At 39.4% G+C, this 19084-nt stretch carries 22 protein-coding genes and 1 pseudogene; 13 read left to right on the top strand and 10 right to left on the bottom strand.

Going from position 1 to position 19084, the window contains the following annotated elements; translation table 11 throughout:
- The first annotated feature begins 14 nt into the window (after positions 1–14).
- The 8 genes from MTT29_RS03635 (at position 15) to MTT29_RS03600 (ending at position 8269) form a co-directional block, all read left to right on the top strand.
- Complete coding sequence (locus MTT29_RS03635) at positions 15–1169, top strand: methyl-accepting chemotaxis protein (protein WP_429800452.1); 1155 nt, start codon at positions 15–17, stop codon at positions 1167–1169.
- Between the two features lie 500 nt (positions 1170–1669).
- On the top strand, positions 1670–4450 hold the full coding sequence (gene napA / locus MTT29_RS03630) for a nitrate reductase catalytic subunit NapA (protein WP_429799785.1): 2781 nt from the start codon (positions 1670–1672) through the stop codon (positions 4448–4450).
- Between the two features lie 11 nt (positions 4451–4461).
- Complete coding sequence (napG, locus tag MTT29_RS03625; protein WP_429799784.1) at positions 4462–5220, top strand: ferredoxin-type protein NapG; 759 nt, start codon at positions 4462–4464, stop codon at positions 5218–5220.
- Positions 5217–6008 carry a quinol dehydrogenase ferredoxin subunit NapH gene (gene napH, locus MTT29_RS03620; RefSeq protein WP_429799783.1) on the top strand — a complete coding sequence of 264 codons (792 nt, stop codon included), beginning with the start codon at positions 5217–5219 and terminating at the stop codon, positions 6006–6008. The genes napG and napH overlap by 4 nt, the downstream gene beginning before the upstream one ends.
- A complete protein-coding gene (locus MTT29_RS03615; RefSeq protein WP_002939541.1) occupies positions 6005–6532 on the top strand; it encodes a nitrate reductase cytochrome c-type subunit in 528 nt (175 codons plus the stop codon). Before napH ends, MTT29_RS03615 begins: the two co-directional genes overlap by 4 nt.
- The gene (locus MTT29_RS03610) at positions 6532–6999 is read left to right on the top strand and encodes a 4Fe-4S ferredoxin (RefSeq protein WP_429799782.1); all 468 of its coding nucleotides are present in this window, start codon (positions 6532–6534) and stop codon (positions 6997–6999) included. Before MTT29_RS03615 ends, MTT29_RS03610 begins: the two co-directional genes overlap by 1 nt.
- Positions 6996–7931 (top strand): WD40 repeat domain-containing protein, encoded by a 936-nt coding sequence (locus MTT29_RS03605; protein ID WP_429799781.1) that lies wholly within the window; start codon positions 6996–6998, stop codon positions 7929–7931. The genes MTT29_RS03610 and MTT29_RS03605 overlap by 4 nt, the downstream gene beginning before the upstream one ends.
- Complete coding sequence (locus tag MTT29_RS03600; protein WP_429799780.1) at positions 7928–8269, top strand: chaperone NapD; 342 nt, start codon at positions 7928–7930, stop codon at positions 8267–8269. Before MTT29_RS03605 ends, MTT29_RS03600 begins: the two co-directional genes overlap by 4 nt.
- Before the next feature lie 486 nt (positions 8270–8755).
- Here the strand turns inward: MTT29_RS03600 and MTT29_RS03595 are convergent, their stop codons facing one another.
- The 5 genes and pseudogenes from MTT29_RS03595 to MTT29_RS03575 form a co-directional block, all read right to left on the bottom strand.
- On the bottom strand, positions 8756–9346 hold the full coding sequence (locus MTT29_RS03595; protein WP_429800451.1) for a methyl-accepting chemotaxis protein: 591 nt from the start codon (positions 9344–9346) through the stop codon (positions 8756–8758).
- 678 nt (positions 9347–10024) lie between these two features.
- A pseudogene (locus MTT29_RS03590) lies at positions 10025–10546 on the bottom strand (cache domain-containing protein); the annotation flags it as partial.
- Positions 10547–10822: 276 nt separating this feature from the next.
- Complete coding sequence (locus MTT29_RS03585) at positions 10823–11365, bottom strand: SCO family protein (protein ID WP_225723922.1); 543 nt, start codon at positions 11363–11365, stop codon at positions 10823–10825.
- A 9-nt stretch (positions 11366–11374) separates the two neighbouring features.
- A complete protein-coding gene (locus MTT29_RS03580) occupies positions 11375–11839 on the bottom strand; it encodes a hypothetical protein (protein ID WP_429799779.1) in 465 nt (154 codons plus the stop codon).
- On the bottom strand, positions 11839–12261 hold the full coding sequence (locus MTT29_RS03575) for a copper chaperone PCu(A)C (RefSeq protein ID WP_429799778.1): 423 nt from the start codon (positions 12259–12261) through the stop codon (positions 11839–11841). Before MTT29_RS03575 ends, MTT29_RS03580 begins: the two co-directional genes overlap by 1 nt.
- 136 nt (positions 12262–12397) lie before the next feature.
- On the opposite strand from MTT29_RS03575, the gene MTT29_RS03570 reads away from it, so the two are divergent.
- From MTT29_RS03570 to MTT29_RS03550, 5 genes are read left to right on the top strand one after another with little or no spacing between them, the layout of a single operon-like run.
- On the top strand, positions 12398–13363 hold the full coding sequence (locus tag MTT29_RS03570) for a L,D-transpeptidase family protein (RefSeq protein WP_021085496.1): 966 nt from the start codon (positions 12398–12400) through the stop codon (positions 13361–13363).
- A gap of 2 nt (positions 13364–13365) precedes the next feature.
- Positions 13366–13605: a CmeU family protein gene (gene cmeU, locus MTT29_RS03565; protein WP_103596740.1), complete on the top strand. Its 240-nt coding sequence runs from the start codon at positions 13366–13368 to the stop codon at positions 13603–13605.
- On the top strand, positions 13598–14611 hold the full coding sequence (locus tag MTT29_RS03560; RefSeq protein ID WP_429799777.1) for an alanine racemase: 1014 nt from the start codon (positions 13598–13600) through the stop codon (positions 14609–14611). The genes cmeU and MTT29_RS03560 overlap by 8 nt, the downstream gene beginning before the upstream one ends.
- Positions 14612–14620: 9 nt before the next feature.
- Complete coding sequence (locus tag MTT29_RS03555) at positions 14621–15052, top strand: hypothetical protein (protein ID WP_021088382.1); 432 nt, start codon at positions 14621–14623, stop codon at positions 15050–15052.
- The gene (locus MTT29_RS03550) at positions 15043–15444 is read left to right on the top strand and encodes a flagellar protein FlaH (RefSeq protein ID WP_149722909.1); all 402 of its coding nucleotides are present in this window, start codon (positions 15043–15045) and stop codon (positions 15442–15444) included. The genes MTT29_RS03555 and MTT29_RS03550 overlap by 10 nt, the downstream gene beginning before the upstream one ends.
- A 1064-nt stretch (positions 15445–16508) precedes the next feature.
- On the opposite strand, the gene htpX is transcribed toward MTT29_RS03550, so the two are convergent.
- From htpX to ribA, 5 genes are read right to left on the bottom strand one after another with little or no spacing between them, the layout of a single operon-like run.
- On the bottom strand, positions 16509–17375 hold the full coding sequence (htpX, locus tag MTT29_RS03545) for a zinc metalloprotease HtpX (protein WP_429799776.1): 867 nt from the start codon (positions 17373–17375) through the stop codon (positions 16509–16511).
- An 8-nt stretch (positions 17376–17383) separates the two neighbouring features.
- Positions 17384–17749: a hypothetical protein gene (locus tag MTT29_RS03540; RefSeq protein WP_429799775.1), complete on the bottom strand. Its 366-nt coding sequence runs from the start codon at positions 17747–17749 to the stop codon at positions 17384–17386.
- Positions 17746–17940: a hypothetical protein gene (locus MTT29_RS03535; RefSeq protein WP_009294554.1), complete on the bottom strand. Its 195-nt coding sequence runs from the start codon at positions 17938–17940 to the stop codon at positions 17746–17748. The genes MTT29_RS03540 and MTT29_RS03535 overlap by 4 nt, the downstream gene beginning before the upstream one ends.
- Positions 17937–18506, bottom strand: a complete 570-nt coding sequence (rsmG, locus tag MTT29_RS03530) for a 16S rRNA (guanine(527)-N(7))-methyltransferase RsmG (RefSeq protein WP_429799774.1) — start codon at positions 18504–18506, stop codon at positions 17937–17939. The genes MTT29_RS03535 and rsmG overlap by 4 nt, the downstream gene beginning before the upstream one ends.
- Positions 18503–19066, bottom strand: coding sequence for a GTP cyclohydrolase II (ribA, locus tag MTT29_RS03525; RefSeq protein ID WP_012001491.1), 564 nt, complete (start codon positions 19064–19066; stop codon positions 18503–18505). The genes rsmG and ribA overlap by 4 nt, the downstream gene beginning before the upstream one ends.
- Positions 19067–19084 lie beyond the last annotated feature (18 nt).

Here is a 19084-nt window from a genome sequence, read left to right as displayed (position 1 = left end):
ACCTATTTGGCGAGATGGATGAGGATGTGCTTTTAAAAGATTTGCATACGCTATTCTACTCAGCTATCGGCGTTATCTTAGCAGCGATCATCATCTCTGTGATAGTTTCACTTCTAATGTCGTCTTACCTCCTAAAAATCATCCTCAAACTAAAAACAGGCTTGCTATCTTTCTTTGATCTACTAAATCACAAGACAAACAAAGCCCAGCCTATAGAGATAACATCTAAAGATGAATTTGGTCAAATGGCAGAGTTAATAAACAAAAACACAAAGGCCATTGAAGATGGCATGAAAGATCAAAGTATCTTCATCCAAAAAGCCAACACCTTTGTAAATGAGATAAAAGATGGCAACTATGAAGCAAGCTTAGAAGCTGACACTAATAACCCAGCTCTAAATCAACTAAAAAGCACATTTAAAGATCTACAACTTGCTCTTAAAAATGCAATCTCAAGTAATGGCAAAGATGTACTTGATCTACTAAACACCTATAAAAACCAAGACTTTACAAAAAGACTTGATGATGATGGTAAGATAGCAAGTGGTATAAACTCACTAGGTATTGAGATATCTAAAATGTTAAGTGACAACCTAGCTAAAGCCCAAACCCTAGAAGAAAAAGCAAAACTACTAGCTAGCTCAGTATCAAAAGTAGCAAGCTCAGCAAATACTCAAGCAAATAGCTTACAAGAAAGCGCAGCAGCAGTTGAGCAAATGAGTAGCTCAATGAATGCCATCTCTCAAAAGACAGCTGATGTTATAAGACAAAGTGATGAAATTAAAAACATCATAACTATCATTAGAGATATAGCAGATCAAACAAACCTTCTAGCTCTTAATGCTGCAATAGAAGCAGCTAGAGCTGGAGAACATGGCAGAGGATTTGCCGTCGTGGCTGATGAAGTTAGAAAACTAGCTGAACGTACTCAAAAATCTCTAGGTGAGATAGAAGCAAATACAAATGTATTAGCTCAATCAATAAATGAGATGAGTGAATCTATAAGAGAGCAAAGCGAAGGCATAAATATGATAAATGAATCAGTTGCTCAAATAGATCACCTAACAAAAGAAAACGTTGTAATTGCTAATGAAGCAAATGAAGTAACATCTGAAGTAGATGAGATGGCTAAAGCTATTGTTGAAGAGGTTAGGAAGAAGAGGTTTTAGCTTCTTAATATACAAACTTAAATTTGTTTAATGCAAACTACTGAATTTAATAAACTCCAATCTGGTTTAAGCTGGATTGGGGTTTTAATCTTTACAAATTTTAAAATCTCATTCACTCGCCTTAGCAGACTACTAAATTTAGAGCCCTGATGTGCTTGCTAATAAATTTTAAAATTTCTTGCTCCCTCGTGCATAAATTTGATTAAATAAAAGATAAATTTAGCCCAATTTATGTGTTACTTTTCTACTCAACTGTTTAAATAAATTTATAATTTATTTTTTTAAGATTTACTTGTAAAATACCTATAGATATGTAAAAAAAATGCTTTAAGTTATCATCTTGCTTCTTTTATAATGGGCTATTTATATAAATTTTCTTAAACTAATATGTAATTTTATATTTTAAGCTTATTAAAATTTTTATCTATGTAAATCAGTGGTAAATAAGTTTAATGAGAGTAATATCTATTAAAATTGTTTAAATCTTTTAAGGAGAAAAAATGAATCGACGAGATTTCATCAAAAGTGCTGCAGCTAGTGCTGCTTGTGCTAGTGCCGGTATCGCTGTGCCAAGCTCGCTAAGTGCGGCAAACGAAGCTGAAAAAGGCTGGCGTTGGGATAAGGCTGCCTGTAGATTTTGTGGAACCGGATGTGGCATCATGGTTGCTACAAAAGAGGGCAAGATAGTAGCTGTAAAAGGCGATCCAGAAGCACCGGTAAATCGCGGTCTAAACTGCATTAAAGGCTACTTTAACGCTAAGATCATGTACGGCGAAGATAGGATCACTCATCCACTTTTACGTGTAAATGAAAAGGGCGAATTTGACAAAAAAGGTAAATTCAAGCAAGTAAGCTGGAAACAAGCATTTGACGTGATGGAAGCTCAGTTTAGAAAGACTTATGACGAGCTTGGACCTCACGGCGTTGGCGTGCTTGGCTCTGGTCAATACACTATCCCAGAGGGCTACGTCGCTGTGAAGATGCTAAAAGCTGGCTTTAGAAGCAACAGCATCGATCCAAATGCAAGACACTGTATGGCAAGTGCGGTTCTTGGCTTTATGCAAGTTTTTGGTATCGATGAGCCATCAGGCTGCTTTGATGACATCGAGCTAACTGATACTGTCATAGCTTGGGGCGCAAATATGGCTGAGATGCACCCGATCCTTTGGGCGCGCGTCAGTGATAGAAAGCTTAGCGACCCTGATAGAGTAAAGGTCGTAAATTTAAGTACTTACTCAACTAGAACATCAAATTTAGCTGATATCGAGATCATTTTTGCTCCGTCATCTGACCTTGCTATCTGGAACTACATCGCTCGTGAGATAGTCTATAACCACCCTGAGATGATAGATGAAGAATTTGTTAAAAAGCACTGCGTCTTCACAGCTGGCCCAGTTGATATCGGATATGGTCTTCGCCCAGACATCCATCACAAAAAATATGCTCCAAGCGAGCTAGACACAGCTGCGACTGAGAAGTCAAAGGTGCTAAGTGAGGCTGAGGGCGTTACACTTTCTTATCTTGGTCTAAAAGCTGGTGATACACTTGAAAATAAAAACGCTGCAAAGGCTGGCGATCACTGGCAAATAACATTTGAAGAGTTTAAAAAAGCTCTTGCGCCTTACACACTTGACTTTACAGCTAAGGTAGCAAAAGGCGATCCAAACGAAGATATCAATGAATTTAAGAAAAAACTAAAAGCACTTGCTGATCTTTACATCGAGAAAAACCGCAAAGTCGTTAGCTTCTGGACTATGGGCTTTAACCAACACCAACGCGGCACATGGGTAAATGAGCAAGCTTATATGGTGCATTTCTTGCTCGGCAAGCAAGCACTCCCAGGCTCAGGCGCCTTTTCTCTAACTGGCCAACCAAGTGCGTGCGGAACTGCAAGAGAGGTTGGAACATTCGTTCACCGCTTACCAGCTGATATGGTTGTCGCCAATCCAAAACACAGAGAGATCACTGAAAAACTTTGGAAACTTCCTGCTGGCACACTAAATGCTGTACCAGGCTCACACTACGTAAAAATGATGCGTGATCTTGAAGATGGCAAGGTTAAATTTATCTGGGTTCAAGTAAATAACCCATGGCAAAACACTGCAAATGCAAACCACTGGATCAAAGCAGCTCGCGAAATGGACAACTTCATCGTCGTAAGCGACCCTTATCCAGGAATTTCTGCAAAAGTAGCTGACCTTATTTTACCAACTGCGATGATTTACGAAAAATGGGGCGCATACGGCAACGCCGAGAGAAGGACACAGCACTGGAGACAGCAAGTGCTCCCTGTTGGCGAAGCGATGCCTGATATCTGGCAGATGCTTGAGTTTAGTAAGCGCTTTAAGCTAAAAGACGTTTGGGGCGAGAAAAAACTAAATGACAAAGTGACACTTCCAAGCGTGCTTGAAGCTGCAAAAGCTATGGGATATAGCGAAGAAGATACGCTATTTGACGTGCTTTTTGCAAATGAAGATGCTAAGAAATTTAGCGCAAACGATCCGATCATGGAAAACTATGACAACACAGAAGTCTTTGGCGACAGCAGAAAAGTGATCGGCTCTGATGGTAAAGAATTTAAAGGATATGGATTTTTCATCCACAAATATCTTTGGGAAGAGTATAGGAAATTTGGCGTTGGACACGGTCACGACCTAGCTGACTTTGACACTTACCACAAAGTAAGAGGTCTAAGATGGCCAGTCGTTGATGGCAAAGAGACTCAGTGGAGATTTAACACTAAATTTGACCCATACGCTAAAAAAGCTGCTCCAAATGATAAATTTGCATTCTACGGCAACAAAAACGCAGCTCTTCCAACAGGCGATCTAAAAGGCGTAAAAAATCAAGAGAAAACTCCTCTTGCAAACAAAGCAAAAATTTTCTTCCGCCCTTACATGGATCCGTGCGAGATGCCAAGCAAAGATTATCCATTCTGGCTATGTACTGGCCGTGTCCTAGAGCACTGGCATACAGGTACGATGACTATGCGTGTTCCTGAGCTTTATAGAGCCGTCCCAGAGGCACTTTGCTACATGCACGAAGATGATGCTAAAAAACTTGGAGTGCTTCAAAACGAGATCGTTTGGGTCGAGTCACGCCGCGGAAAGGTAAAAGCAAGGGTAGATCTAAAAGGTAGAAATAAGCCGCCAGTAGGTCTTGTTTATGTGCCTTTCTTTGACGAAAACGTATTTATAAATAAAGTCTGCCTTGACGCTACTTGCCCGATCTCAAAAGAGACAGACTATAAAAAGTGCGCGGTTAAAATTTACAAAGCATAAAAGTGGCTGATATGGAATTTTCAAGTAGGCGTGAAGCTTTGAAATTTGGAGCTAAGGCAGCGATCTTAGCTCTTGGCGGAGGCTTTATATGGTCACTTAGTGCCAAAGCCTCACCGCTTGTACTTCTTAGACCGCCTGGTGCGAAAGCGGAGAAGCAGTTTTTGAAAAGCTGTATTAGGTGTGGGCTTTGTGTAGAGGCCTGTCCATTTGATACGCTAAAACTCGCTACTCTTGAAGATGGTATAAGTGTCGGTACGCCTTATTTTGAGCCTAGAAAAATTCCTTGTCATATGTGCGAGCATATCCCTTGCGTGCCAGCCTGTCCGACTGGGGCACTGGACGCAAATTTAGTTAGCACAGCTGGCAAACTCGATATCAACAAAGCCAAAATGGGCGTTGCAGTTGTCGATATGAAAAACTGCGTGGCATACTGGGGCATACAGTGCGACGCTTGTTACAGAGCCTGTCCGCTCATAGATAAGGCCTTGTATCTTGAGTATCGCCGCAACGAAAGGACACAAAAGCACGCATTTTTGCTCCCAGTAGTTGATAGCGATATCTGCACAGGTTGTGGCGTGTGCGAGCGAGCCTGTATCACCGAAAAAGCAGCCATTACCGTGCTAAACCGCGAAGTTGTACTTGGCAAAGTTGGCGATAACTACGTCAAAGGCTGGATAAAAGAAGATGAAAGGCGCGTGGACGATGCCGACAGCAAGATAAAGCTCGACATCAAAAAGGCGACTGACTATCTAAATGGCGGTGAGCTATGAAATTTTTAATCTTAAGACGAATAACTCAAATTTCTATCCTAGTGTTATTTATCCTAGGAAATGTTTATGGGTTTAAGATACTTAGCGGAAATTTAAGCTCATCTTCGCTTTTTGGACAAATTCCACTAAGCGATCCATTTGCGGTGCTTCAAATTTTACTGGCTGGCTTTAGCGTAGGCATAAATGGGGTAATAGGTGCCATGATCGTCTTTGCATTTTACGCACTTATCGCTTCTAGGGCTTTTTGCTCATGGGTTTGCCCGGTAAATTTACTAACGGACATTGCTTACAAGCTAAGAGAGAAATTTGGCTTTAAGGGTGAGAAAATTTTAAACGTAAGTAAAAATTTGCGCTACTACTTGCTAGCGCTCACTCTTATCTTAAGCCTAGCTCTTTCGCTGCCAGCTTTTGAGAGCATTAGCTTTGTTGGTATCATCCAGCGTGGCATCATCTATGGCTCAGTTAGCGCCATTGGCATCGCCCTTGGCATAGTGGCGTTTGATATGTTCGTGCTAAAGCGCGGAATTTGCTCACACATCTGCCCACTTGGTGCATTTTACGCGGTGATATCAAAATTTGCACTCATCAGAGTAAAACACGACGCAGATGCCTGCACAAAGTGCATGAAGTGCAAGCTCATATGCCCAGAGGTGCAAGTGCTAGATATGATCGGTAAAGAGAGCCGAGCGGTTAGCTCAAGCGAGTGCATAAGCTGCGGTAGATGTATCGACGTTTGTGGCGACGGGGCGTTAAATTTTAGTATTAGAAATTTAAGGAGAGAAAAATGAAAATGAAAATAATGGCGCTTGGAGCACTATGCGCTGCCTTTTTAGCGGCATGTGCATTGAATAATCCAAGCATTAGTGATTCGCAAATCGGCCTTAGAAATGTCGATTTGTTAGATGATAAAGACGTTGTTTTAAAAGACATCAACTATACAAAAGAGCCAGCGGGTATGGCAAAGAGATTTGACAGATCTTTTGAAAACGCACCTCCGTTTATCCCACACGACACTGAGGGTTTGGTGCCTATCACAAAAGATTCAAATATGTGCGTAACCTGCCACATGCCTGAGTTTGCAAAAGATAGCGGAGCCACTCCTATCCCAGCTTCTCACTTTTATGACATCAGAAACAAAAAAGATCTTGCGGGCAAGCTTGATGATGAGAGATATAACTGCACAACTTGCCACGTCGAGCAACAAAATGGCGTAACTCAGCTTGTTGGCAATAAATTTAAGCCTGACTTTAGAGATAAAAATGGCTCACACAAGTCAAATTTACTTGACGTTTTAAATGACGGCGTTAAGTAATGCAAAGCAGGCGAGAGCTAATTAGTAAAATTTTGGGGGCAAAACCTGCTCCCAAATTTATAAATCCGCCATTTTTTAGCGGTGAATTTGACTGCGCTGGCTGTGAGGCTGGCTGCGTAAGTGCCTGTGAAAAGGAGCTTCTTAGCTTTGAAAATGAAAGAGTTGTTTTTAAAGTTAAAAAGCTAGGCTGCGACTTTTGCGAAGAGTGTGCGAAGGCTTGTCAAAGTAGCGGCCACCTGGCATTAAGCTTAAACTCGCAAAAGAGCATAAACGCAAAAGTTAGCATAAATGTCGCTAGCTGCCTAGCGTGGAATGACACGATTTGCTACAACTGCCTTGATGCTTGTAAATTTAAAGCAGTTGAGTTTCTTGGTGTTTTTCGCCCTATAATCAATCAAAACTGCGTGAGCTGCGGCGAGTGCTTTGATGTTTGTTTTAAAAATTCGCTTGAGATGGAGGCTTTATGAGAATTTTATTTTTTCTTTTTTGCTTGTTAAATTTTATCTTTGCAAATGAGATCACAACACCTATTAAAGAGATAGAAGCTAGTGCAAATGTGCTTAATACTACGCTGATAAATGGTAAACTTTTTATCGCAACTGATGGTGGCACGGTTGAAATTTATGATCCAAAAGAGTCTAAATTTGACGAGATCATCAAAATGGATGATATAAAAACCTACGTTAGCGATCATGAGAGGCCAAAAATTTTAAATGTCGATGAGCTAAATGGCAAGATGCTCATCCTAAGCGAGGGCGACTACGCTACAAAGGTGCTTTATATAAGAGAAAATGGGCAGATGAGAAGCATAAAAATGGCTAATCAAGCGATAAAAAAGGCTCTATTTTTAGATGATGAGCATATAGCACTTGCCTCAATCAGCAATGAAATTTACTTTTTAAACCTAAAAAGTGGCGAAATTTATGATAGTTTTAAAATATCAATCGCAATGCTCTCAGACATGGAGATAAGCGAGGATAGAGGCACGCTAGCGATCGCTTGCGAGAGTGGTAAGGTCTATTTTTACAATGTTCGCACTAAAAAAATGGATAGAATTTTAGATATCCACACTGATAATATCTACGACATCGCTTATAAAAATGGCGTCATGATCAGTGGAGGCACCGACAGGATCGTTGGCATATTCTCGGCTGGGACGCTAAAAAAGATAAACACTGGCTTTTTGGTTTATGGCGTGGGGCTTAGTAGTGATGGCAAGATCGCTGCATATATGAGCGATGAGATGAGCGATGTAAATTTGGTTGATAGCACAAGCCTAGAAAATATCGCGATGCTAAAAACTGGACAAAGCACGATAAATAGCATAGTTTTCATAAGCGACAACGAGGTTGTGACCTCTGCTTATGAGAAGAAAATTTTATTTTGGAGAGTTAGATGAATATTTCAAGCCTGATAGTCTATACGGATAATAAAAATGAGAGCGTCAAAAACGAGATAAGCAAGTTAAAAGAGTGCGAGATCATCACTGATGCAGAAGATAGGATCGTGGTGGTCGTTAGCTCAGAGAGCATAGAAGATGAGATCAGAGTTTTTAAGATGATAGAGGCCGTTAGCGGCGTGGTGAGCGTTGCGATGGTTTATAGCTACCAAGAAGACGCTCAGGAAAATAGAGAAAGGCTTGAAGCAAACGGCAAGATAAGTGAAATCTTAACAAGTGATGACGTAAAAGCCGAAGATATCGCATATGGCGGTAGCGTGCATTATAGGGTGAGGTAAATTTAACTCCGTTTTGGTTTGAAATTTAATCAATATGTTGATAGGTTTTTTAAATTTTACTCGGTCGCTCTAGCAACTTATTAAATTTAAGCCCTTGTCTCCCTTTTTGACAAATTTATATCTAAAAGCAAATTTTAAACTTTCATTCACTCGCAAGAATTGACTACTAAAATTTGGCTTCGCTTATTGCTTAGCTCAAATTTTAGAGCCGAAATTACTCGTTCATGAAATTTTAAAATTTACTTGACGCTTATCTGACTTCACAAGGCAAATTTACAAATTTTACACTCGCCTTAGCAACTTACTAAATTTAGGGCTCATAGCCATTCGCCACTAAATTTAGAAGCGTGATATGCTCGTTCATAAATTTTAAAATTTGATAGATAATTCTTGAATATTAAATTTAAAGTTCAAAATTTAAAAGATTAAAACTCCAACCCAGTCTAAACCAGGTTGGAATTTATGAAGATTGATGAAGTAGTTTGATTAAAATTTATTCTTTCTTACTTCACTTACTATAGTCTTAGCCATGTTATCTACTTCTGATGTTACTTCGTTTGCTTGGTTGGCAATTACCACATTCTCTTTTGTTAGATTATCTATTTGAGCAACTGATTGATTTATCATGTTAATTCCTTCACTTTGCTCTTTTATAGATTCACTCATCTCATTTATTGATTGAGCTAATACATTTGTATTTGCTTCTATCTCACCTAGAGATTTTTGAGTACGTTCAGCTAGTTTTCTTACTTCATCAGCAACAACAGCAAATCCTCTGCCATGCTCTCCAGCTCTTGCTGCTTCTATTGCAGCATTAAGAGCTAGTAGGTTTGTTTGATCTGCTATATCTCTAATGATAGTTATGATGTTTTTAATTTCATCACTTTGTCTTATAACATCAGCTGTCTTTTGAGAGATGGCATTCATTGAGCTAGACATTTGCTCAACTGCAGCTGCACTTTCTTGTAAGCTATTTGCTTGTGTGTTTGCTGAGCTTGCTACTTTTGATACTGAGCTAGCTAGAAGTTTGGCTTTTTCTTCTAGTACTTGAGCTTGGTTTAAATTTGAGTTTAGCATAGAGCAAACTACCTCGCCCATGTTTGATACTCCAAGTATCATAGCCTTTAGGTCGGCTTCAAGCTCATCGTTTATCTCAACCTTTGCTGTAAAGTCATTTTTAGTATATGAGCTAAGAACATTTGTTATGCCCTTTAAATTTGCCGAGATAGATGTAAAGAATTTATTTAGTAGCTCTTTTAATTCATTTAGTGATGGGTTGTTTGGAGTTGAGCCTATCTTTGCTCCAAGGTTTCCTTTGATCATTAAATTTGCTACCTTATTTAGCTCATCTATCATAGTGCTATCTTTTTTGATACCAGCTACGACTTTATCAATGTTCTCATTTATCGCCTTGCTCATCTCACCAAATTCATCATTTGATCTTACCTCTAGCTTGCTTGGTGCTTTTGCTTCGTAAGTTACAAATTTAAATACATCATCAAGCTTAGACTGGATGATTTTTATAGGGTTAAGAGACTTTTTAAGTAAGAAATAGACAAATGCTGAAAGGATAACGATAAATAGCACTGCTAGGATTAGCTGGATCTTTAGGAGAGGGATAGTATTTGACGTAAATACATCTTTTTGCATAGCCGAGATAGCTATCCAGCCACGATCGTTTAGCTCTATAAAGTCAGCATATCTATCCTCGCCTTTTGTGTTTTTATAAGCAATTAGTCCATTTTCATTAAATTCTTTATTTTTATATCTAGCGACCAGATTGCTTGTGGTTGGATTGTCTTTACCGACTAGTTCTTTGTCGGGGTGGATGATGATCTTGCCATCTTTATCTATCACGTAAGCATAACTATAATCAGTCTTGCTGATACTCATGATCTCTTCACTGAGGCTTGAAATATCAGCATTCATGGCAGCGACACCTTTATTGCCGATAGGTGCTGAGAACGCTATCATCATGGCATTTGAGCTTGATGATTTGTAAGGATCAGAAAAAGTTGCTTTTGCGCCTTTTGCGATCTTATACCAGTCTCTTGTTCTTGGATCATAGCCATTGTCTTTTGGCATCTCATTCTTGCCATTTGAGCGGTACATCGCACCATCGCTCTCGTATCCCACAAAAATTCTCTCTATCTCAGGCGATACGATAAGCTTGCCTGTGCTTAAAATTTCATTTATCTGACTTCTGTCCTCTAACTTTTCTAGCCTTTGGGCGATGCCATTTGCGGCATGTGTATTCTCGTCAAAAAATGTATTCATAGCGTTTTTTACATCTTTTAGAATTTGACGTTGAGATTGGATGACTAGCTCGATGGTTTTATTTTGGGCGGTGTAGTAACTAGCGGCTGACATAGCCACAAACGATATACATAGAGCAACTATTAGCATTAGTGCTATTTTATTGGTGATTGACTTCACACGAATTCCTTTACATATGATTTACATTGTCGCAATATCGGCTAGTTTAAAAAGAATTGTATAGCTGTTTAAGAAGTTTTTTTAAAAAAATAAGAAATTTTGATCTACAAGATAAATTTATGGTCTATCTTTTATTAAATTTAAGAGATTTTCTTTGATGTTTTCGCTAGTTAAATTTGAAATTTCGCCGTAGAAATTCCCCTCTTTATCTAGCAGATAGATAGCAGAGCTGTGAGCGACAGAGTAGCCCATAGCAGAGTTTTTAAGGTGCACTTTTTGGTATTTTACGCCATAGTTTTTAGCTACTTTTGGCAGATCGTTCATCTTTAGTCCATCTGCATCTTTGTAGAAATTTTTTGCCATTAGGGTTAAATTTTCAGGCGTATCACGCTCAGGATCAAGGGTGATGAAGAGTAGCTCAAAGTCGTCTCTTTTTAGTTTATTTAGCTCATCGCCCACAAGAGAGAGCGTAGTAGGGCAGACATCGGGGCAGTAAAGATAACCAAAATATATCGCTTTATATTTGCCGTTATAGTTTTTAAGGCTCACTTCGCCATGCTCTGAAAGCGCCTTAAAATCATACTTGTTTGGCTTTATAAAAAGCATCGCAAGACCAGCACATATTAAGATTATTATTAAGCCCCAAAGTGTCTTTTTCATCATTTGCCCTTACATTTTTAGATCGAGATCGACAAAAAATCCAGTATCGTTTTCGCCATCAAGCAGCTTAAATCTATACCTCATAAGATCGACCACGCAAGCACTTAGCACGATTTGGGCTATTAGGTTATCGCCCCTTTGATCAAGCCTTGCCTTTATAGAACCCATGTTCATATTTATGCCATCGATTACAAGATTTGGATCTTTTAGTCCTAAATTTTTGCCATTAATGATCTTAAAGCTAAACGGCCTCATCGCAAAGATCGGTCTTGGCGAGATCTCTATCTTTAGCTTAACGCCATTAAATTTCACCTCGCAAGCATCTTTGTTTAGATCGCATTTTAGAGGATCAAGCGATGTATTTACATCAGCAAATTCAGGCGGATCCTCTTTGCTGACCATAAATTTATGACCCATCCAAAAAGCGCCTGCTACTATAAAGATGAGTGAAAAAATGATTAGAATTTTTTTCATTATTTAAAGTTTTTAGTTACTCCGATATTATCAAGCTTGATGCTCTCGCCGTTACTAAATTTTAGCTCCAGATCAACCTTATCGCCATCTTTTAGGGGCTTATTTAGATCCATAAGCATGATGTGAAGACCGCCAGGAGCTAGCTTTGTCTCGCCATTTTTTGGGATAACAGCGTCCTCAACCTGAACCATAGCCATCATGCCATTTTCCATCTTGTGAGTGTGAATTTCAGTACTTTTGCAAACACTTGAATGAACGCCAACTAGCTTTACATCGGCATTTGAAGCGTTTTTGATATCCATAAAAATAGCGCTGTTGTTTGTGCCAGGCTTTGTGTCTCTTGCTCTGACATGATCTAAGCTGATGTCAGCTGCCATTAGTGTAGAAGCCGCAAACAATGCACCAAAAACAAGTTTTTTCATATTTTTCCTTTATGGTAAATTAATAATGGTTTTCAGATTATACATATAAAGAAACTAAAATTCCCTTTAAAATTTAAAAATTGAAATTTTTTAGGTTATAATTACGCACTAAATTTTACTTTTTGGGACACTTCATTTGAAAAAGATACTACTTTTCTTCATCGCGTTAGCGCCTTGTCTTTTTGCCCAAAATTACGAAGAAATTTACTTAAAAAATGGCCCATCTGCTGTCATAGAAGCCATTGAAAAGAACATTTTAAGTAAGGACTACTGGCTGAACAAGCTCAAAGACAAGGACGTTAGATACGGATATTACGACAACGAGATACTTCTAAGCGTGGTTGATAAGACTGACAAAGAGCTTGAAGTCATCTCTTATAAAGACGGCGTTACAAAAAAACTTTTTAGCTCAAGTGTCATTGTTGGCAAAAACGGCGACAAACTGCTTGAGGGCGATCTAAAAACGCCAGTTGGCGTCTATCAGCTCACACGTAGATTTACGCCAAATGATAGATACTTGGGGCCTCTTGCCTTTTCTCTTTCATATCCAAATTTGCTTGATAAACTTGCAAAACGCAATGGCAGCGGCATCTGGATACATGGCTATCCGCTTGATGGTCAAAGGACAGATGAGCTAAAGACAAAGGGCTGTGTGGCTATGCAAAATGACATCTTGATGAAATTTGACGAAGTTATAGACCATAAAAAAACGCTCGCATTTATCTACGAAGACAAGCGCCCAGAAGCAAGCGTGAACGACATAGCGGTGATCATCTCTGGAATTCTTAACTGGAAAAAGACTTGGAGCGAGAGTGACATTGATAGCTATTTGAAATTTTATGATAAAGATTTTGAGCGGTATGACGGCATGAGCTTAGAAAATTTTAAAAATATGAAACGAGCTATCTTTTCTAAAAAAGAGAAAAAACATATTGCTTTTTCAAATTTTCTCATCACACCTTATCCAAATCTTAAAAACGACAAGCTCTTTCGCGTGAGTTTTTATGAGGATTACGCTGCTGATACGCATAAATTTGCAGGTCAAAAGACCCTTTATGTCAAGCTTTATGGCGATGAGATGAAAATTTTTATAGAGGAGTAGAAGTGGAAAAATCTAAAGAAGTAAAAGAGAAGATAGAGAAAATTTTAGAGGCTAGGTCTGCATTTTTTGCTGAGCTAGACCGCCAAGTGCCAAAGAAAAATGGCACTGATGTTTTTGACTTTAGTAAGGTTAAAGAGGCTGATCTAAAAGAAATTTACGCTAAATTTTACGCATTTGACTACAACGTAAGAAAGCTCTTGCCTGACGTTTATAAAGCTTATGATGTGAATTTCAATGTCTGAGATACGCCTAAACAAAGCAGCTTACATCCACAATCTAACTAAAATTTGTGACAAAGCTGGCGGAAAAGAAAATGTTATCGTCGTGCTAAAAGATAACGCTTATGGGCACGGCGCAAGGCTGATAGCTAGCGAGGCTAAGAAATTTGGCATAAAAAACTGCGCTGTAAAGAGCGAGTGTGAAGCAAATAAGATCGCTGATATCTTTGAAAATATCTTGATCCTCTCGCACATCCCAACAGGCGATGAGAGCGCTAAATTTACCTATGCCATAAACGACATAGAGGCACTTTTAAAGATAAAAGAAAATACAAAAATCAACCTCGCCATCGACACTGGCATGCATAGAAATGGGCTTGATATAAGCGAGCTTGATTATGCATTTGAAATTTTAGCCAGAAGAAATTTAGAGCTTCTTGGCGCTTATACGCACTTTCGCGCAAGTGATGAGCTAAATGCTGATTATTTCGTGCAAAGAGAGAATTTTAGCGCCGCAAAAGCGAAAATTTTAGCTCTTTGTGATGAGTTTGGTATAAAAAAACCGATCTTTCACTCTCACAACTCAGCCGCCCTTGAAAGAGCGAGCGAGATAAAAGATGAGATGGTGCGCGTAGGCATCGCTCAGTACGGATATGCCCAGTTTAATGGCTCTTTAAATTTAAAGCCAGTGCTTTCACTTTGGGCAAAGCGCGTTAGCAGGCGGGTCTTAAAAAGTGGTCAAAGCGTGGGATATGGGGCTAAATTTATAGCAAAAGATGATATAAACGTCGCTACTTATGATCTTGGATATGGCGACGGACTGCTAAGATACAATGGACTTGGTGAGCTAAGGCTTGCAAGCGGCGAGCTGATACTTGGTAAAATTTCGATGGATAGCTTTAGCTGCAAAGATAGTGGCGAGTGGGTCTGTGTCTTTGAGGACGCAAATGTCTGGGCTAACTTTTTTGGCACGATAAACTACGACATCTTGGTCAAACTCTCGCCAAATATCACTAGAAAATTTATATAAAGGTAATATGTGAAAAAGATCGTTTTATTAGCTCTTGCAAGCCTTGCTTTTGGTGTGCAAGAGAGTGAGTTTAAAGTTTATGAGCAGATACTAAATCAGCTTGATACAAAGCAGATCCCAGCCTTTGTCGTCCAAACCGCAAAGCCAAATTTACCAAGCAGGGTCGATGAGATGATCACGCTAAAAGATGTAAGCAGTGACGGGCTAAATATACATGGTGAGTTTGTCTTAAATGAGACCAAGACAAAGAAACTAAAAGGCTATAACAAGGCTCAAATTTCGGCTTTAAAAGATGAATTTTATCAAAACGGAAAAGAGGCGCTTTGCAACTCAGGCATGGCAAGAGCTGCGCTAAATCGCGGTATCACGCTAAGTGGTAGCTACGGCTTTGAGGGCAGGCATCTTTTTGATTTGAAGCTGGATAAGAGTAGTTGCGAGTAGCCCTTTTTGCTCTGGTTTTTTGCTCGCTTGCTCTGGCTCTTACGCCAGATATGGCAGCGAAAAATCACGCAACATACTACAAAAAAAAGCTCCCATTTATCTGCACGCCGACGCTAACGCTTAACGATATCTTAAACGTTGGCGACACGCTCATCTACAGATACGCCGTTAAACACGCAAGAAAACAAGAGATCAAAAGGCTTGAAGAAAAAGAGCTTTTGGAATTTATCGAGGCTATAAAAAAAGAGAATTTAAGAACCGCTTGCAAGGATAAAGAAATTTTAAATATGCTAAGCATCGGCGTTAGTTTGGATGAAATTTTCTACTCAGAAAACGGCGAACTAATCTTTGAATACACTATAAAGGACGAAGACTGCAAGAGACTTCAGTGAAATTTGGGGTTAAATTTAAGTTTGTGGGTTTTAAATTTAGTTTTTAGTCAAGCTGTATTTGTAAATTTTAACAAAACCGCATGCAGTGCGTCAGCACTGTTGCATGCCACTTCTAATGTTGTCGGGGTTGGGGGATTGTTAAGGGGGAAGGGAGCGACTTCGTAATTCAAGCCTCTTCCCCCTTAACAAAGAAATAAACATTTAAATTTAATTAGGTTGCTTTGCAAATTTTAAAATTCCATTCACTCGCAAGAATTGACTACTAAAATTTGGCTTCGCTTACAGCTTAGCTCAAATTTTAGAGCCGAAATTACTCGCTCATGAAATTTTAAAATTTACTTGACCTCGCTTGGTTTAACAAAGTAATTTTATAAATTTTAAAACTTTACTCACTCGCCTTATCAGACTACTAAATTTAGGCTGCACTGCGTTTAGCATTAAATTTAGAGCCGTGATATGCCAGCTCTAATTTTAAAATTTGCCTGATTTTCTTTAACAGAAACCGCATGCAGTGCGCTAGCGCCATTGCATGCCCCTCTAACGTGCGAGGGGATTGTGGGATCTAAAGGGAGATAAGGGGACGGCTTCGTAATTCAAGTCCCCTTGTCTCCCTTTTGATCAATTTATATCTCAAAGCAAATTTTAAACTTTCACTCACTCGCAAGAATTGACTACTAAAATTTGGCTTCGCTTATAGCTTAGCTCAAATTTTAGAGCCGAAATTACTCATTCATGAAATTTTAAAATTTGCTGACACTTATCTGATTTGATAAAGCTATTTTGCAAATTTTAAAACTTTACTCGCTCACCTTAGCAGACTACTAAATCTAGGCTTCACCATGTTTAGCACTAAATTTAGAGCCGTGATATGCTCGCTCTAATTTTAAAAATTTGTTAAAGTCTCACACGCTTGCATGAGTGACTGCTAAATTTTAACTTCGCTTACCGTTTAACTCAAATTTTAGAGCAAAATACTCGCCCATGAAAATTTAAAATTTGACTACTATATTTAAAATTTAAACCAAAAAACGAAAAATTTAGCCCAAATTTACTAATGGCTAAAACTACATGCCTCTTTTTATCTCTTGCTCTAGTCTTTGAAGCTCGGCGATCCTATCGCTAGTGCTAGGATGTGTTCTAAAAAGCACACCAAGCTTGCTAGTTAGTGAGCCAAATGGATTTACGATAAACATATGAGCGCTTTGCTCGCTTGCATTTTGCATGACGTAAGAATTTGAGTAGTTTTCAAGCTTTCTTAGCGCGCTGGCTAGCCACTCTGGGTGCCCTGTTAGATAGGCTGCGCCTTTGTCTGCCTTATACTCGCACTCCCTTGAGATCGCCATTTGGATGATCGTAGCAGCTAGTGGCATCACAACGGCGATGATTAGCATAATTACTGGATTGGAGTTTCTTTGTGAGTTTTGATTTTGCCCTGCTACGGTGCCTATCTTGGCGAAATTTGCGACCATTGCGATAGCCCCAGCTAGTATGGCTGCGACTGAGCCAGTTAGGATGTCGTAGTGCCTTACGTGACTTAGCTCGTGAGCTAGCACGCCTTCGATCTCGTTTTCATTTAAAATTTTTAAAAGACCCTCTGTCACTGCGACGGCTGCGTGACTTGGGTTGCGGCCTGTGGCAAAGGCATTTGGTACCTCTTCTGGGATGATGTAAATTTTTGGCATCGGCAAATTCGCCTTTTGTGTGAGGCGTGAGACGATCTCGTAAAGGCCGTGAGCGTTGCTCTCATCGACTGGGATGGCGTTATATCTTTTTAGCACGAGCTTGTCGCTGAAAAAGTAAGAAAATAGGTTCATGCCAGCTGCCATCAAAAAGGCGATCATCATGCCTTGCTCGCCGCCCACGTAGCCGCCAACAGCGATAAAAACTAGCATTAAAGCAACCATTAAAAAAGCGGTTTTGAAAATTTCCATTTTTGTCCTTATTCTTTTATAGCATTTGGCAGGATCGCTGCGTCGATCTCAAATTTCGCAAGCTCGCAAAGGCTTGTTTCGCTTTCTATCAAAACAGCGATAAGCGCGTCAAATAGGTAGTTTTGTGCAACTTTTGCCAGATCTTTTGCTAGCGTAATATCGGCAATAATAAATTTTGCTCCAGCGGCGTTTGCGATGATAGCTTCGTTGATGTCATTTGCGATGATGCTAAAGTTTGCTCCAGCCTCTAGCGCTCTTTTTATCAAATTTCTATCAAATTTAAAGAGATTTTGCCTGCCGCTTGAAATTTCATCTTCGCTTTTGCAAAGATATAATGGCTCAAATTTGATCAGCTCATCACCCAAAATTTTCATCTCTCACCCTTTATGCACTCTTTACAGATGTATTTTCCGTCCCTTAGCACCATTTGGTCGATGTCGCTAAAGACACCGCATTTGCTGCACTCCTCGAAGTTACTGGTGCTTATCTTGTCGCTTTTTTTTCTATTTTTAAAAAATATGATGTAAATCGCAACCAAAATCGCTACAAAAAGCAAGTATTTCAACGTATCTCCCCTCGGTTTTTGAGATTAAAATATATGTAGTTTCTGTTTTTTTCATTATAAATTTGCGCGTCTATGCCTGAAATTTCATCCATGACGCTAGAGCCCTTGTAGATGAGAAATTTAGTGCTCTCATCATAAAATCCATCGCAAATTTTTATAAGCTCTTTTGTCTTGCTAAGTGCCCTTGAGGTGATGAGATCAGCTGTAAATTTATCTGCAAGCTCGATCTTTTGGCTATGGACTTCTAAATTTTGCAAACCAAGCTCGATCTTAGTGTAGCTTAGAAATGATGACTTTTTGGCTATCGGCTCAAAAAGGTGCCACTTCGTTTGAGGCATCGCAAGCGCTAAAAATATCGCTGGAAAGCCAGCTCCACTACCAACATCGATCGCCATTTTGGCACTTAGGTCAAAAATTTCAAGCGGCTTTATGCTATCAAGCACCTGCTCGCTTATATCTTTATAATTGCTTAAGCTATGAACCTTGTTAAATTTAGCAAAAATTTGAGCGTAAGCCTTTACTTTTTCGTTAAATTCAGCTGGCAAGCAGAGCTCATTTTTCTTCACAAGATGTGTCCCATTTGCTCTTTTTTGACCTTTAGGTAGCCTTCGTTAAATTTATTTGGTTTTATGACGATAGGCACGCGTTTTACGATCTTTACCGAGCTTAGTCCGTGAAGTTTTAAAGGGTTATTTGTGAGTAAATTTACCTCTTTTATGCCGTAGTGATTTAGGATAAAATCAACCACTTCATACGTCCTCTCATCAGCCTTAAAACCTAGCTGGTGATTAGCCTCAATGGTGTCAAAGCCCTTGTCTTGGAGGCTATAGGCGTTTATCTTATTTAAAAGCCCGATATTTCTGCCCTCTTGACGCAGGTAGATGACCATGCCGCCATTTTCTTCGATATATTTTAGGCTTGCTTCGAGCTGATCGCGGCAGTCGCACTTTAGGCTTCCGATCGCATCGCCAGTTAGGCACTCAGAGTGAATTCTAAGATTTACCACTTCGCTCAAAGGCTCTTTGTAGATCACGAGGTGCTCTTTTGCCCCTTCTTTGAAGGCTTGAACCTTATAAGTACCAAATCTTGAGGGTAGATTTGCGGCGTTTGAAATTTCTATTTTCATTTTAAATTTACTCCAACT

It is taken from the genome of Campylobacter concisus (assembly GCF_050447485.1).
GTDB lineage: Bacteria > Campylobacterota > Campylobacteria > Campylobacterales > Campylobacteraceae > Campylobacter_A > Campylobacter_A concisus_BQ.
The sequence above is the reverse complement of the archived record's forward strand: the minus strand, read 5'-3'. Positions and strand labels throughout refer to the sequence as shown.

Coding starts and splice junctions, on each gene's coding strand:
- ribA (WP_012001491.1), bottom strand. CDS start 19,066: ATGAAAATAGAAATTTCAAACGCCGCAAATCTACCCTCAAGATTTGGT.
- htpX (WP_429799776.1), bottom strand. CDS start 17,375: ATGGAAATTTTCAAAACCGCTTTTTTAATGGTTGCTTTAATGCTAGTT.
- MTT29_RS03610 (WP_429799782.1), top strand. CDS start 6,532: ATGCAAAGCAGGCGAGAGCTAATTAGTAAAATTTTGGGGGCAAAACCT.
- MTT29_RS03585 (WP_225723922.1), bottom strand. CDS start 11,365: ATGAAAAAGACACTTTGGGGCTTAATAATAATCTTAATATGTGCTGGT.
- MTT29_RS03635 (WP_429800452.1), top strand. CDS start 15: ATGGATGAGGATGTGCTTTTAAAAGATTTGCATACGCTATTCTACTCA.
- MTT29_RS03540 (WP_429799775.1), bottom strand. CDS start 17,749: ATGAAAATTTTGGGTGATGAGCTGATCAAATTTGAGCCATTATATCTT.
- napH (WP_429799783.1), top strand. CDS start 5,217: ATGAAATTTTTAATCTTAAGACGAATAACTCAAATTTCTATCCTAGTG.
- MTT29_RS03615 (WP_002939541.1), top strand. CDS start 6,005: ATGAAAATGAAAATAATGGCGCTTGGAGCACTATGCGCTGCCTTTTTA.
- MTT29_RS03605 (WP_429799781.1), top strand. CDS start 6,996: ATGAGAATTTTATTTTTTCTTTTTTGCTTGTTAAATTTTATCTTTGCA.
- MTT29_RS03595 (WP_429800451.1), bottom strand. CDS start 9,346: ATGCTAAACTCAAATTTAAACCAAGCTCAAGTACTAGAAGAAAAAGCC.
- MTT29_RS03580 (WP_429799779.1), bottom strand. CDS start 11,839: ATGAAAAAAATTCTAATCATTTTTTCACTCATCTTTATAGTAGCAGGC.
- napG (WP_429799784.1), top strand. CDS start 4,462: ATGGAATTTTCAAGTAGGCGTGAAGCTTTGAAATTTGGAGCTAAGGCA.
- MTT29_RS03560 (WP_429799777.1), top strand. CDS start 13,598: ATGTCTGAGATACGCCTAAACAAAGCAGCTTACATCCACAATCTAACT.
- napA (WP_429799785.1), top strand. CDS start 1,670: ATGAATCGACGAGATTTCATCAAAAGTGCTGCAGCTAGTGCTGCTTGT.
- MTT29_RS03600 (WP_429799780.1), top strand. CDS start 7,928: ATGAATATTTCAAGCCTGATAGTCTATACGGATAATAAAAATGAGAGC.
- MTT29_RS03575 (WP_429799778.1), bottom strand. CDS start 12,261: ATGAAAAAACTTGTTTTTGGTGCATTGTTTGCGGCTTCTACACTAATG.